10 protein-coding genes are annotated in these 15635 nt (G+C 41.2%); 5 read left to right on the forward strand and 5 right to left on the reverse strand.

The genetic code is table 11. The features are described 5' to 3' along the window. Positions 1-228 precede the first annotated feature (228 nt). A complete protein-coding gene (locus AC012T_RS16035) occupies positions 229-633 on the reverse strand; it encodes a response regulator (protein ID WP_487059787.1) in 405 nt (134 codons plus the stop codon). A 229-nt stretch (positions 634-862) separates the two neighbouring features. Here AC012T_RS16035 and gyrA point away from each other — a divergent pair, with 229 nt between their 5' ends. Continuing rightward, entirely contained in the window at positions 863-3382 is a 2520-nt protein-coding gene (gene gyrA / locus AC012T_RS16040) for a DNA gyrase subunit A (RefSeq protein WP_487059788.1), read from the forward strand. Positions 3383-3614: 232 nt separating this feature from the next. Continuing rightward, entirely contained in the window at positions 3615-3794 is a 180-nt protein-coding gene (locus tag AC012T_RS16045; RefSeq protein ID WP_323309843.1) for a chlorophyll a/b-binding protein, read from the forward strand. A gap of 121 nt (positions 3795-3915) precedes the next feature. On the opposite strand, the gene rpoD is transcribed toward AC012T_RS16045, so the two are convergent. Together rpoD and gyrB are read right to left on the reverse strand one after the other, a co-directional pair. After that, positions 3916-5094 (reverse strand): RNA polymerase sigma factor RpoD, encoded by a 1179-nt coding sequence (gene rpoD, locus AC012T_RS16050; protein ID WP_015214789.1) that lies wholly within the window; start codon positions 5092-5094, stop codon positions 3916-3918. A gap of 1368 nt (positions 5095-6462) precedes the next feature. Then, entirely contained in the window at positions 6463-8403 is a 1941-nt protein-coding gene (gene gyrB, locus AC012T_RS16055; protein ID WP_487059789.1) for a DNA topoisomerase (ATP-hydrolyzing) subunit B, read from the reverse strand. A 179-nt stretch (positions 8404-8582) separates the two neighbouring features. Between gyrB and miaA the strand changes: the two genes are divergently transcribed. Then, positions 8583-9473, forward strand: coding sequence for a tRNA (adenosine(37)-N6)-dimethylallyltransferase MiaA (gene miaA, locus AC012T_RS16060; RefSeq protein ID WP_487059790.1), 891 nt, complete (start codon positions 8583-8585; stop codon positions 9471-9473). A 220-nt stretch (positions 9474-9693) separates the two neighbouring features. Here the strand turns inward: miaA and AC012T_RS16065 are convergent, their stop codons facing one another. After that, entirely contained in the window at positions 9694-10356 is a 663-nt protein-coding gene (locus tag AC012T_RS16065) for a (2Fe-2S) ferredoxin domain-containing protein (protein WP_487059791.1), read from the reverse strand. Between the two features lie 40 nt (positions 10357-10396). Continuing rightward, complete coding sequence (locus AC012T_RS16070) at positions 10397-10654, reverse strand: Asr1405/Asl0597 family protein (RefSeq protein WP_487059792.1); 258 nt, start codon at positions 10652-10654, stop codon at positions 10397-10399. A 384-nt stretch (positions 10655-11038) separates the two neighbouring features. Between AC012T_RS16070 and dpsA the strand changes: the two genes are divergently transcribed. Further along, positions 11039-11593 carry a DNA starvation/stress protection protein DpsA gene (dpsA, locus tag AC012T_RS16075; protein ID WP_487059793.1) on the forward strand — a complete coding sequence of 185 codons (555 nt, stop codon included), beginning with the start codon at positions 11039-11041 and terminating at the stop codon, positions 11591-11593. A gap of 477 nt (positions 11594-12070) precedes the next feature. Next, positions 12071-15367 carry a carbamoyl-phosphate synthase large subunit gene (carB, locus tag AC012T_RS16080; protein ID WP_487059794.1) on the forward strand — a complete coding sequence of 1099 codons (3297 nt, stop codon included), beginning with the start codon at positions 12071-12073 and terminating at the stop codon, positions 15365-15367. Positions 15368-15635 lie beyond the last annotated feature (268 nt).

Genomic DNA, 15635 nt, shown 5'->3' on the forward strand with positions numbered 1-15635 from the left:
ATACCAAAAAGGCATAGTCTATCGGCAGGACTGACGGCGATAGCTGCGATCCTCCTCTAGGAGAAGCTTCGCCGCGAGTGCAGCTATCACAAAACCCGGAGACTAACAGACTTTCACGCCTGTTAAGATTTCTCTGTCCCTTGCTCACTGTTTCCTGCTATGTGAAAGTAGCCCAAAATCAAATTATTTAATTTATGGGTAAGCCTTGCTAACTTCAGCCATCAATTCTCAAGCCTCTGCTTTGGGTAGAAGTGCCATGATTTGATCAACAAACTGTTGATGGTCAACAACTGGTTTAGAGATGTAGCCATCAGCACCGCTTTGTTTGAGAAAGTTTTCGCGATCGCCTTCCATGGCGTGTGCTGTCACTAAAATTACAGGTAAATTAGTCGTTTTTGGATCAGCTTTTAACATTTGCGTAATTTTGATACCATCAACAGACTTACCTTGATACATACTACGTGACAGAGAAACATCCATTAAAATCAAATCAGCTTCCCCAGCTTGGGCAATTTTCATTACTTCTTCCACATCTTCCGTGTGTTTTACACCCAAACCACCGCGTTTGGACAAAATCTTGGAAAAAACTCGAGCATTAATCAGATCATCTTCGACAATTAAAACAGTTTTCATGAGAATTTAACTTATAAGGGTGAGAGGTTTGACCACCTGATCAAAGCAGTGGTCTACCACCTTTTTAATAATCAATGTGTATCCCCAACATCAAGGATAATACTACTGCTTTTTATCCTATGAGGATCAAGCCAGTGTTAAAAATCCTATTTCATCCGTTATGCTGTGGTTTCTACAGTGTTAAGTTTCAGTGACTTTTGTGTAGTTAAAATTCAGGGAAAAGAGCTTCATGGCAAAACAGTTAAACCTGCTCTCAACAGGACAGGTCATCACAACAGCCCTGCACACCGAGATGCAACGGTCTTACCTAGAATATGCCATGAGTGTGATAGTCGGGCGAGCGTTACCGGATGTGCGTGATGGCTTAAAGCCAGTGCATCGGCGAATTTTGTATGCGATGCACGAACTCGGTTTAACACCAGATAGACCTTACCGGAAATGCGCCCGTGTAGTTGGAGATGTACTAGGTAAGTACCATCCCCACGGTGATCAAGCGGTTTACGATGCCTTAGTGAGGTTGGTGCAGGATTTTTCCAGCCGCTATCCCTTACTGGGAGGACATGGTAATTTTGGTAGTGTCGATAATGACCCACCCGCAGCGATGCGTTATACAGAAACGCGTCTAGCATCCATTGGTCATGAGGGAATGCTGACGGAAATTGGCGAAGAAACTGTAGATTTTATTGGCAACTTCGATAATTCTCAGCAAGAACCCACTGTATTACCTGCTCAGTTACCGTTTTTGTTGCTCAATGGTTGTTCAGGTATTGCGGTGGGAATGGCGACGAATATCCCACCACACAACTTAGGGGAAATCGTTGATGGGTTGATTGCTTTAATTGACAACCCAGATTTGACAGATGAAAAGTTATTTGACATTATTCCCGGCCCAGATTTTCCTACTGGTGGAGAAATTGTTGGTAATTCAGGAATTAGAGAAGCATACACCGCAGGTAAAGGTGGGATTTTGCTGCGTGGTGTGGCCACATTAGAGGAAATTCCGGCTACTAGGGGCAGTAAGCGGCGGACGGCAATTATTATTACAGAATTGCCTTATCAGGTGAATAAGGCTGGCTGGATCGAGAAAGTAGCAGATTTGGTCAATCAAGGACGCTTACACGGCATTTCTGATTTGCGGGATGAGAGCGATCGCGAAGGGATGCGAGTGGTCATTGAACTCAAACGCGATACCAACCCCCAGGAAGTTCTTCAGCATTTGTATCACCAAACCGCTTTACAAACTACCTTTGGAGCGATTCTGTTAGCGATCGTGAATGGGCAACCACGCCAGTTAAGTTTGCGTCAAATGTTGCAGGAATTTTTGAGTTTCCGAGAACATACCCTTAATCGTCGCTACAGTTATGAGCTAGGTAAAGCCGAAAATCGGATCAATCTAGTCGCAGGTTTACGTAAGGCTCTGTCTAACCTAGATGAGGTGATTGCCATTTTACGGCAAGCTGCTGATGGTAGTACAGCCAAAATGAACCTTTGTAGCCGTCTGGATTTGAGCGAAGTGCAAGCGGATGCCATTCTGTCCATGCCATTACGCCGTCTCACCAGTTTAGAACAGCAAAATTTGCAACAGGAATTTGACCAACTCACCGAGCAAATTACCTCATTGCGAAAATTACTTGACGATAGACGGGAATTACTGAAAGTCCTGAAAAAAGATTTGCGAAGTCTCAAACGCAAATACAGCGATTCCCGCCGTACCAAGTTAATATTCACCAGCGAAATAGCCGTTAAAGCAGATAAAGGCATTAGCCAACAATTAACCACAGATGAGGAAAATCCAAAATCCAAAATCCAAAATCCAAAATCGGAACAGCCAGCAGAACCAGCAATTCTAGAATTTACCCAGCGGGGTTATGTGCGTCGTCTTTCCCCAACAGGCAAAAAACCGAAAACAGAAAATGGTTTGCATGAAAACGATTTTATTATTCAAACCGAGTCAACTGACACTGAGAAGGATTTATTGATTCTCAATACTGGGGGCAAAGTCTACCCTGTGAAGGTGGGAGAAATTCCCGCCACAACTGGACGTTCTCCACGGGGAACTCCATTAATCACTATGCTCACCAGTACGGCTCAAGGCAACCTAGAAGGTGTTGTTAGCCGCTTTGTTTTGCCAGAAACACCCGAAACGACTCAAATCGTTCTCCTGACCAAACAAGGGCGAATTAAGCGTCTATCTATGGAAGAACTTACTAACCTTGGACGGCGCGGAATGACGATTTTGAAACTCAAGGATGATGATGAATTATCTTTTACCCAGTTCACTACCACAGGACAACATCTGATTTTAGCTAGTTCAGGTGGTCGATTGTTAAGATTTGCCGTTAATGATGAACAATTACCTGTAATGGGCCGTGCAGCTATGGGTTTACAAGCATTTCGCTTGGTGAAAAATCAGCAAATGGTTGGTTGCGTAACTGTTAGCAAAGATGATCAGTTATTGCTAGTTACAGAGGAAGGATACGCCAAGCGAATGCCTGCAAGTAATTTAAGGGCAGCTAATCGCGGCGATTTAGGCATCCAAATGCTGAAATTTCACAACAAAACAGACAACCTAGCTGGTATGGTACGCGCTACCCCAGGCGTAGAAGTGGCATTAGTTACCAATAGAGAGCGAATGGTGCGAATTCCTATAGACACAGTACCAATCTTAGATAGAGATGCTAAAGGTGAGAGTATCTTGCAACTTAATCGTGATGAGAAAATTATTACTCTTGTTGGAGTGGGGCTGTAAATAACTAAAACGCATCTAATTTGCAGATCTTAATTTCATTAAACCCTTGTGGGGTAGGTATTTCGCCTGCCCAGCTTGACGTTTGATTTATTTTGCTAATTTATGAGATTTGTCAATGGATGTTAATAAATCTCTATAAAACTCTAATTTAACCTTGCAGTATTGAAAATATTTGTTATATTAGTTTACATAAGGCAATAAAGCTTAGTAAATCCAGCTTGGAGTGCGAACCATGACTAACGCAACAAAAACTATTACTTCTATACCCGAAGACCGCAACGGTTGGCGTTGGGGATTTACCCCACAAGCAGAAATTTGGAATGGTCGTTTGGCTATGATTGGCTTTTTATCAGCCGCTTTAATTGAACTTTTCTCTGGTCAAGGTTTTCTGCACTTTTGGGGTATCCTGTAAGCCTTGAGATTCAAAATTATTTGTAACATCAAAAAACCTGGTAGTTAATTAAAACTACCAGGCTATTTATTTTGTGTGTTCTTGGTTATTTGTCTTCAGTCAAAAAGCCAATGACTAATGACTACCGAATGTATTCCTTGAGTACGCTGTTACGGTTGGGGTGACGTAACTTGCGGAGTGCCTTCGCTTCAATTTGGCGAATTCGTTCGCGGGTAACGTTGAAAATCTGGCCGATTTCTTCCAGGGTTTTCATCCGTCCGTCATCCAAGCCGTAACGTAGTCTCAAAACATCGCGTTCACGGGGGCTGAGACTGTCGAGAACTTTTTCTAAGTCTTCACGCAGAAGATTTTTAGAAACTTGATCTTCTGGTGTTTCGCCGTCAGATTCAATAAAATCTCCCAAACGAGAGTCTTCTTCTTTCCCAATGGGCGTTTCTAGAGAAATTGGTAACTGGGCTGATTTGGCGATAAACCGCAGTTTCTCGATGGTCATTTCCATGCGAGTTGCAATTTCTTCCTCGGTGGGTTTGCGACCCATTTCTTGAGATAGTAGCTTGGTTGTTTTCTTAATCCGTGATATGGTTTCGTAGAGATGAACCGGTAGACGGATAGTGCGAGACTGATCAGCGATCGCTCTAGTAATTGCCTGACGAATCCACCATGTAGCGTAGGTAGAAAATTTATAACCTTTTTCGTGGTCGAACTTTTCTGCTGCGCGAATCAAACCAAGACTACCTTCCTGAATCAAGTCTTGGAAAGACAAGCCACGATTCATGTATTTTTTGGCGATTGAGACGACAAGGCGCAAGTTTGATTGCACCATTTTGTCTTTAGCTCTGCGACCAACGTGTAGTCGATAACGGAAAGTTGGTAGAGGTAATTCTACGGCTTCAGCCCATTCTTTAAATTGCGGTTCACGCTCTAGCTGATCTTGCAAGCGATCGCGCACTCTTTCCAATTCTAGGAGATCCGCGATTTTCCGTGCTAGTTCAATTTCTTCGTCTGCTCGTAATAGACGAATACGACCGATCTCTTGCAGGTAAAGGCGAATCGAATCTTCGGTGTAATGCTTTTTTTTCGCTGTTGGTGTCCGACGACGCGATTTAGCGGCTTTTCCAGACTTTGCGTCGTCCTCATCAGACTGAGGCTCTAAAAAATCATCAATTTCGCCGTCATCGGTAATGAGTAAGTCCTCTTCTTCATCCTCTATCAATAAGAGTTCTTCTTCGATCTCAGGCGGATTTATCATTTCTAGGTCAGGCCGATATATGCTATCGAGTACGTTGTTAGCCTGGTTCATGCCGCGTTCCTCATGCTCCTTGCAGAATCAATTACTCAAGATGTGGTTACTGCTCTTTTCATCGAGCTAATTGCTTACCAAAAATAGGTTTTTGAGTGATTTCCCTATATTTCCGGTAGTATTGCCTCTTTGGGAGGCGGAGTTTTTACTTTAAGTAGCAACTATCACTTTTAGGTGATTGGCTTTTGGGAAAGTAAAATTTATCGCTGTCGCCGTTTTACACAACTTCTGTTTGACTGGTCTAAAACCAGAGGCACCTTAATCAAAAGATTAACCACTTCAGACATAAATATATATGACTGCTGGCAGATTCACCTGTCAAGACTGTTCCGATTGTAGCCTGTTTCACAGAAATTGCACTCTTTTTGTGTATTAATCATGAACTCATTGAGCAAGGGGAAGCCACTTTTATCAAAAAGACATTAAAAACGGTAGTCACACCATTAAATCTTGTCTAAAACTTTTTGGTTTTGCAGTGGCATTCTCATTAGATTAAAAGGTAGGCACTCTTGCTCCTGGAAGATTCTAGATTTTAAGCACAACAATAGTTTTATAGCAACAGGACATTGCATATGAACTCAAATTAGTAGTATTAATGCACCCATGTTGACAAGTCGTTCATAAATTACTTATTTGAGAAAGCGAAGCTGGACTGATCTGGTATTCGTGAAAGGGCTGTGCTTGTTTCCAAACACTGAACCTTGTATATGCTATGCCAATAACCTGGACTAAGGAGTTAGGGTTGTGGCAGAATAAGCCGATTGAGAGATGAATTTAGATTTTACTCATTTCGGTCTTATTAACACATTAGCGCAATGCTGAGATTTCAGCCCTATGCAACTTGACAAACTGTTCTTATTGTATACAAGGATATTTTAATCAGTCGAGAAATAATTTGTCATCGAAAATACTAAATCATCTTTCTGTCTTGAAAATGGGGGTATGGACTAAGCCCTGCGTCCATATCAGGGGTACTACTTTGTGATGGCTTTATGCCCAGAGTCGTGCCTTCTGCGGAAGATGGTCGCTTATATTTAAGAAAGGGAATAGGAAATTATGCTGTTATTCCTGCAACTCCTAATAAATCCTTTTTTTTTCAGGTGCTATTGGTGTATGCAGTTGATGAGCGATCACGTATGAAAAAGTGCATCAAAAACAGGTAAGACATTATTTTTTACCATAACCTTAATATGACGATATTGGCAAATAAATATGTGTTTGGTTCTTAGTTGTCCACTTTTGCCAAGAATTAAATGGGAATTATAGAGAGAATTTTCGGCTCGACCTCTGGATTGTAAAAAAATTCATGGGTAAGAGGTTTGTACCTAATTACCCATGATATATGTTCAAGCTGATATGGATTGTCAGTTAGATATCTAAATCGGTGAGGTTAAGTTTAGAACCATAGGTTTCAATGAATTCCCGACGTGGTGCGACTCTATCGCCCATTAAAATGGTGAAGATCCGATCGGCTTCTGCTGCGTCTTCAATTTCAACTTGCTTGAGAGTGCGACTTTCTGGGTTCATAGTGGTTTCCCATAGTTGTTGGGGCATCATTTCCCCCAAACCTTTGAACCGTTGGATGTTATAGTTGGCGTTGGCTGGGAAGGTGGCGATATGCTGTTGTAATTCGCGATCGCTATAACAATATCTTGGCTCACTACGTCCCCGTTCTAATTTATACAGTGGGGGACAGGCAATATAAATGAAACCATTTTCAATCAGCGCCCGTTGATAACGATAGAAGAAAGTTAAGAGCAATGTCCGAATGTGCGCTCCATCTACGTCAGCATCAGTCATGATCACTATGCGGTGGTAACGCAGTTGGGAAGCATCGAACTCATCACCCTTAACCCCTAAACCCAAAGCTGTAATTAATGCTTGAATTTCGTTATTTTTATAAATTTTGGCATCGTCGGTTTTTTCAATGTTAAGAATCTTACCACGTAGGGGCAGGATTGCTTGGGTACGGCGATCGCGTCCTTGCTTTGCGCTTCCACCCGCTGAATCGCCTTCCACGATGTAAATCTCTGATTCTGAGGGGTCACGACTACTGCAATCTGCTAATTTACCAGGTAGTGGTGAAGATTCTAGCACCGATTTCCGCCGTACTAATTCCCTCGCATGACGGGCTGCTTCTGCGGCTTTAAAGGCTTGAATAGCTTTATCTAAAATAGAATCAGCAATACTGGGGTGAAATTCTAGATACTCGGTGAGGACTTCTCCCACAAAAGAATCGACAATACCGCGAACTTCGGTGTTACCAAGTTTAGTTTTAGTTTGTCCTTCAAATTCTGGATCTGGGACTTTAACAGAAATGACTGCGGTTAAACCTTCGCGGACGTGTTCACCACTGAGGTTAGATTCATGTTCTTTAATTTTATTCCGCTTGCGAGCGATCGCATTTAAAGTCCGAGTTAGAACTGCTTTTAAACCTTCTAAGTGCGTACCACCATCAATAGTGCGAATATTATTAGCAAAACCTAGCACGTTATCAGTATAAGCATCCGTACACCATTGCAAGGAAACTTCCACCTGAACATTATTCCGTTCCCCTTGCACATAAATAATTTCTTCGTGTAAAGGCTGCTTCTCACGATTCATGTAGGCGATATACTCTTTAATACCACCTTTGTATTCGTAAATTTCTATTTTTGGTGTATCGCTCTTGAGGAGTTCGAGACGGTGATCAGTGAAAATAATTTTAACACCAGCATTCAAATACGCTAACTCGCGCAAGCGACCTGATAAAGTAATGTAATCGAATTCAATGCTGGTAGTAAAGATTTGTGTATCCGGCTTGAAAGTGATAGAAGTTCCAGTTCTAGCTTCTTTGTAAGGCTTTACTTGCAGTTCAGTAACCGGAAAACTCCGTTCATATCGCTGAGTATGCTCCTTCTTATCTCGCCAAACAGTAACTTCCACAAACTCAGACAGGGCGTTAACAACCGAAATCCCCACCCCGTGTAAACCTCCAGAAACTTTATAACCACCACCACCAAACTTACCTCCAGCGTGGAGTACAGTTAATACGGTTTCTAAAGCCGATTTCCCGGTTTTTGGGTGAATATCGACGGGAATACCGCGACCATCATCTGTTACAGTCACGGAACCATCAGCGTTGATATCTACCTCAACATGGGTGCAGTGACCTGCTAAAGCTTCGTCTACAGAGTTGTCTACCACCTCGTAAACTAAATGATGGAGTCCTCGCGGACCTGTAGTACCGATGTACATCCCTGGTCGTTTGCGGACGGCTTCCAGACCTTCCAGAACTTGAATCTGATCGGCACTGTAACTGCTCGTCATGAAAATTCTCCTGATACTTGGGGTTGAACTTGACCTAAAGGTCAAAAAAGTCAAATCACCCCAAAATTATAACACAAAAGCCTTGATGCCGTCTGTAGCGCAATTTAATGGGAAGTTTATATAAGGATAGCAACCCTTTATTAATTAAAAATTTAAAAATGAAAATAACTTAGTGAATAATGACTAAATTAATTGTAATTTGTGGTGCGACAGCAACGGGGAAGTCTGGTTTAGCTTTCAATTTAGCTAGTCGGTTGGGTTCAGTGATTCTGAGCGCCGATTCTCGTCAAGTATACCGCGAGTTTGACATTGGTACAGCTAAACCGACTGTGGCAGAACAAAAATTAGTGCCACATTATCTAATAGATATCTGTGAACCAACTGAAACAATGACAGTAGCAGATTATCAGGAACAAGCACAAACTTTAATTGCTAGTCTTGGGGTTTCTCCATTGTTGTTGGTTGGTGGAACTGGTTTATATATACGTTCTATTGTCCAAGGGATGAAAATTCCCAGAGTATCACCACAACCGGAATTGCGATCGCAATTAGAATCTTTAGGTCAAAGTCAACTTTACCCGATGTTGCAACAAGTTGATGCGATCGCAGCCCAAAAAATTCACGCTAACGATTTAGTGAGGACTTTAAGAGCTTTAGAAGTATATTATGTTACTGGAGTCCCAATTTCGGAACAGCAAGGGGAAAACCCACCCAACTATCCGATTTTGCAAATTTATTTAGATTGTGAACCAGAACATTTAGATGTAAGAATTCGTAAACGCACTGAACAAATGATCGCAGATGGGTTAGTCGGTGAAGTTGAATATTTATGTCAGAAATATGGTGTGAATTTACCTTTATTGAATACTTTGGGATATCAAGAAATCAAGCCCTATTTAGCTGGTGAAATCTCCTTAGATGAAGCCAAAGAATTAATTATTTTACATACGAGACAATTCGCAAAACGCCAACGTACCTGGTTTAGACAGTCTCCTAATATAGAATCTGTTGATGCGGATAATCCTGACTTATTAGAGCAGGTTTGGCAAAGAATAAATGAATTTATCTGAATCATGATTTATAGAATTGGAGGATTTTCACTAATGAATATTCCTTAATATATTGGTATTCTTGAATCATCCACCAATAAAAATCCTGTAAACCACATTTAGTCTCTAAGTAGTTAGACACTAAAAAACCAAAGTATGCAACGAAATGTAAATTTGCCTAAAAATCTCTTCCCTTCTGCCTCCTGCCTTGTCTCAACGATAAATATTTATGCCCACCTACTTACATTCCAGCATAACTGGGTATATTCATAGCCGCATCTCTTACTTCTTCCCGACTTTCCCCACCAATATGTTTATCTATCAAAGTTGGCACTTGTGTAGCTTGTATGCGGCTATAACGAGTTCTGTCTGGCATGACTAGATTTGGCCCTGCTTTACAGTTCTTCATACAACCAGTACCTTTAATAATGACATTATCTAAACCATTATTTTCCAACTCTCTTTCTAAAGCCTGACACAAAGCCTTACCACCACGCTTCATACAATCAGACTTTTGACAGACCAAAATTGTAGCTTTAGTCTGAGTCGATTTTTCTTTGGTGCGATTTTTTGCAGAAGTTTCTTGTAACTGCTTCATAGTGTGACTAATTTGAGGTGCAAATCTTCCCATTTCCGAACTTGCAGCCATTACTCGTTCTGCTTTGAGGGTTTCTTGTCCTTTTTTAGAGTCGTATTTTTTTGTCCCCACAACTTGCAACCAAGTACCTTTAGGTAGACGCAAATCAAAAGCTATCCGTAAATGTTTCGCTAATTTCACATAGCATTGACCTTCAACAGTTGCTAATAATAAGCCTTTGAGCTTATAGCCGTCTTTAATCACAAACTCTAAAAATCTTCCTTCAAGGCAAAATTCTGCTACTTCTACACTGGGAGATACACCCATTTTTGTCACCTCTTTTCAACGAAGATAAGCTGTCAATCAACTAAAACTTTTGGTAGCGGCTATGCCAACATTTTTCAAGAGTGCAAATTAGCTCTTGACGAGATGCGGTGAATTGTCGCACCACACTCCAAAGTTGAACAACTACCTGAGGACTGGTAATTTGCACCTGTAATGGTTGGTTAGTTTCGCAGCGAGAAGGAATTTCTAACTCTCTTAAACGCTGATAAACTTGCCAACGGTCTGCCCAATTCACCTCAACAACGTGCTTTATTCCTGTTTCTGAGCTAAAAGATTTCAAGCGAATTGCCCTCAAAGTGCAACAAACTTGCAGTAAACACAAGATATATACTCCACAAAATAGGGAGTTGGTTAGAGTTAAACCTCTTTAATTAGAATAGCGTAAGTGCAAAATATTGTCATTAATTTTGCAAATTTTTTGCATTTCTATATTTAGGATTTATTATCCACGCTTAATTATGATTAATCTTGCTATTACACATAGTATTAGACATTCACATAAAAATTTAACTTTTAGCATCTAGCTTGAGAATTAATTTAATTCTCCTAGCAGTTAAAATTAAAAATTCTGTAATACTTAATAGACTTGCTTTCATTTTTTTCAATGTTAATATATAAAAACTAAGCAGTAAAAAAATAAAACTGCTAAACAGCGAGGAGAACTATGTCTGATACACAAACTTTGTTACAAAATTTTGGTCAAGTATATGACAATCCTGTCTTGCTAGATCGCAGTGTAACTGCACCAGTAGTTGAAGGATTTAATGTGGTTTTAGCGAGTTTCCAAGCTTTGTACTTGCAGTACCAAAAACACCATTTTGTAGTTGAAGGTGCAGAATTTTATTCTCTGCATGAATTCTTTAACGACAGCTATACCGAAGTCCAAGATCATATCCATGAAATTGGCGAAAGATTAAATGGTTTGGGTGGTGTACCTGCTGCCAGCTTTAGTAAGTTAGCTGAATTATGCTGCTTTGAACCAGAAAGTGATGGCGCATATGCTGCTCGCAAGATGGTCGAAAATGACCTGGCAGCAGAACAAGCTATGATTAGTGTAATTCGTCGTCAAGCCTCTCAAGCTGAGAGTTTAGGAGATAGAGGCACACGCTATCTGTATGAAAAAATCTTGTTAAAAACAGAAGAAAGAGCCTATCATTTAGCTCACTTCTTGGCTAAGGATAGTTTAACATTAGGTTATGTCCAACCTGCGGCAAACTAAACTTCACATCATGGCGATTAATCTCATCTAGCGGTAGTACAAATTAGTTGTACAGGCTATTAAAAAATGATATTTTTGAGCAGAGAGGGACAACTTCACCTTTCTGCTATTTTTAACAGAAAATTTGGGTAATAAATTGTTATTTAAGCAGAATATAAAATAATTGCTATTTGTATTCAATATTGATTGTTGTTTAAATAAAAAGCACAGCAGATATTTCTAAATTTATTGACAATTAATTTTATTAGAATGGAATACATAAATAAAAGTTTTTATCAATATTTTTACCATCTCAGCCATAAAAATTGAAAAGTAACTGTAAGAAAACAGAGTCATGTTTTGCCCAACATCCATCCTATTCTTTTTCGGCTCTGGCTCAACAGAAACCGGAAACCTGGATAATAAATAGCATGAGTAGGGGTAAAGACCCTTACAATAATCAAGATTTGTATTTTTATACTTCAAGGTAACAAAGCTATGCCCCGTCGTGAAGACCTCCGCAAAATTCTACTGTTAGGTTCTGGTCCGATTGTGATTGGCCAAGCCTGTGAGTTTGACTACTCTGGAACTCAAGCCTGTAAAGCCTTGCGAGAAGAAGGCTATGAGGTGGTGTTGGTGAATTCCAACCCGGCGACGATTATGACTGACCCGGAAACAGCAGACCGCACTTATATTGAACCGCTGACACCGGAAATAGTAGAAAAAGTTATTGCTAAAGAACGTCCAGATGCTTTATTACCAACAATGGGAGGACAAACCGCCCTTAACTTGGCTGTGGCTTTGGCGAAAAATGGTGTTTTGGAAAAATACAACGTTGAGTTAATTGGTGCGAAATTACCAGCGATTGAAAAAGCCGAAGACAGAAAACTGTTTAATGAAGCAATGGCTAAAATTGGGGTGGCGGTGTGTCCTAGTGGTACAGCTTCGACTTTGGAAGAGTCAAAAGCGATCGCACGCCAAATTGGTACATATCCCCTCATCATCCGTCCAGCCTTTACAATGGGTGGTACAGGCGGCGGTATTGCCTACAACAAAGAAGAATTTGAAGAAATGGCACAAGTAGGTATTGATGCCAGTCCTGTTTCTCAAATTCTCATCGACCAATCTTTGCTAGGTTGGAAAGAATATGAATTAGAAGTCATGCGTGACTTAGCAGATAACGTAGTCATTATCTGTTCCATCGAAAACCTCGACCCAATGGGCATTCACACAGGGGATTCTATCACCGTCGCCCCTGCCCAAACCCTCACCGATAAAGAATATCAACGGTTGCGGGATATGGCGATTAAAATTATCCGCGAAATAGGTGTAGAAACTGGCGGTTCTAATATTCAGTTTGCTGTCAATCCTGAAAATGGGGATGTGGTGGTCATTGAAATGAACCCCCGTGTATCCCGCAGTTCTGCCTTATCTTCCAAAGCCACCGGTTTCCCCATTGCCAAAATCGCGGCTAAGTTAGCTGTGGGTTACACCTTGAATGAACTGCAAAACGACATCACCAAGAAAACCCCCGCTTCCTTTGAACCGACAATTGATTATGTTGTCACCAAAATTCCCCGCTTCGCTTTTGAAAAATTCCCTGGTTCAGAACCGGTTCTCACTACACAAATGAAGTCTGTCGGGGAAGCAATGGCAATTGGGCGGACATTTAACGAATCTTTCCAAAAAGCATTGCGTTCTTTAGAAACTGGTCGCGCTGGTTGGGGTTGTGACCAAGCCGAAAAACTACCTAGTGGTGAACAAATTCGCGCCCAGTTGCGGACACCAAACCCGGAACGGATCTTTTCTGTGCGTCATGCTATGCAACTAGGGATGAGTAATGAAGAAATCTATGAATTAACGGCTATTGACCCCTGGTTTTTAGATAAATTACAACAACTGCTAGAAGTGGAAAAATTCCTGAAACGCACACCCTTAAAGCAGTTGACAAAAGAGCAAATGTACGCTGTAAAAAGGGATGGGTTTAGCGATCGCCAAATCGCCTATGCTACTAAAACCAATGAAGATGAAGTTAGGGCTTACCGCAAAAATTTAGGAGTGATTCCAGTTTACAAAACTGTGGATACTTGCGCGGCTGAGTTTGAAGCTCTGACTCCTTATTACTATTCTACCTACGAAGAAGAAACGGAAGTTTTACCCACTACCAAACCCAAGGTGATGATTTTGGGTGGGGGGCCAAACCGCATTGGTCAAGGAATTGAGTTTGATTATTGTTGTTGTCACGCTGCCTATGCTTTACATGGTGCAGGGTATGAAACAATTATGGTCAATTCTAATCCTGAGACGGTTTCTACAGATTATGATACGAGCGATCGCTTGTATTTTGAGCCGTTAACCAAAGAAGATGTTCTCAACATCATCGACACCGAAAACCCCGTGGGGATAATTGTCCAGTTTGGTGGACAAACACCATTAAAATTAGCAGTTCCCCTACAGCGATATTTAGAACAACTAGCAAGTGGTGATATTTACCAATGTCCTGTTCCTAGCCCTGATTTCCCCATTCCCCAAATTTGGGGTACATCCCCCGATTCTATTGACATGGCAGAAAATCGGGAGCGATTTGAAAAGATTCTCAATAAATTGAATATTGCCCAACCACCTAATGGTATGGCTAGAAGTTTTGAAGATGCTTTAATAGTTGCTAAACGCATTGGTTATCCAGTAGTTGTACGCCCTAGCTATGTGTTGGGAGGGAGGGCAATGGAAATTGTCTATTCTGATGCAGAGTTAGAACGATACATGACTTTTGCCGTGTTGGTAGAACCAGACCACCCGATTTTAATTGATAAGTTCTTAGAAAATGCCATTGAAGTTGATGTAGATGCGATCGCTGACCATACTGGCAGAGTCGTAATCGGCGGCATTATGGAACACATCGAGCAAGCGGGTATTCACTCAGGAGATTCGGCTTGTTCCTTACCTTCTATTTCCCTATCTCCAGCCGTCTTAAATCAAATTCGCACTTGGACAGTCCAACTAGCACAAGCTTTGTCTGTTGTCGGTTTGATGAATATTCAATTTGCCGTCGTGGGTGCAAATAGTTATTCTCCCCAAGTTTACATTTTGGAAGCTAACCCCAGAGCATCTCGTACAGTGCCTTTTGTTTCTAAAGCTACGGGTATACAACTGGCAAAACTCGCATCTTTAATTATGTCGGGTAAAACTTTGGAGGAATTGAACTTTACCCAAGAAGTGATTCCTGCTCATATTGCTGTCAAAGAAGCGGTATTACCTTTTAGTAAGTTCCCCGGTACAGATACCATCTTAGGGCCTGAAATGCGCTCAACAGGAGAAGTGATGGGAATTGATAGCGATTTTGGCCGGGCTTTTGCTAAAGCTGAGTTAGGTGCTGGGGAAATGCTACCTCTTAAGGGTAGTGTATTTGTTTCTATGAGCGATCGCGATAAAGGACTGGCAGTAGATGTAGTCAAAGAATTTATCGCCTTAGGCTTTAATGTCATAGCTACCCAAGGTACACGTCAAGTCCTTCAGGAAAAAGGGTTAAAAATTGAGTCAATACTCAAACTTCATGAAGGTCGTCCCCACGTCCTCGATGCTATCAAAAACCAACAAATTCAACTAATTATCAACACACCTTCTGGAGAAGAAGCCCATACTGATGCCAGGTTAATCCGTCGTACAGCCTTAGCTTACAAAATACCCATTATTACCACCATTGCCGGAGCCAAAGCCACTGTAGCCGCTATCCGTTCTCTGCAAAACACCACCTTGGATGTCAAAACCATTCAAGATTACTGCCCGATAAGTTAGTTGGAACCAGGGGACAGGGGGCAGGTGTAGGTTTTTTACATTCTCGTGAGGGCAAGACTTGGGAGATAAGGGAGGAAAACCATACAACAATATGTATGCTTCGTATTTGCATAAAACATCTTCCTTATCTACGTTCCCTCCTTGTCTTCCCAGTCCCCAATCCCTAGTCCCCAGTCCTAAAAACATTAAGCAATCATTATAGGAGAAACATTATGGTTAACATTGAGATATTTTAACAAATATGAGGAACGTCTTTTTTCCTTAAAAG

Source organism: Anabaena sp. EIM26, assembly GCF_057568715.1.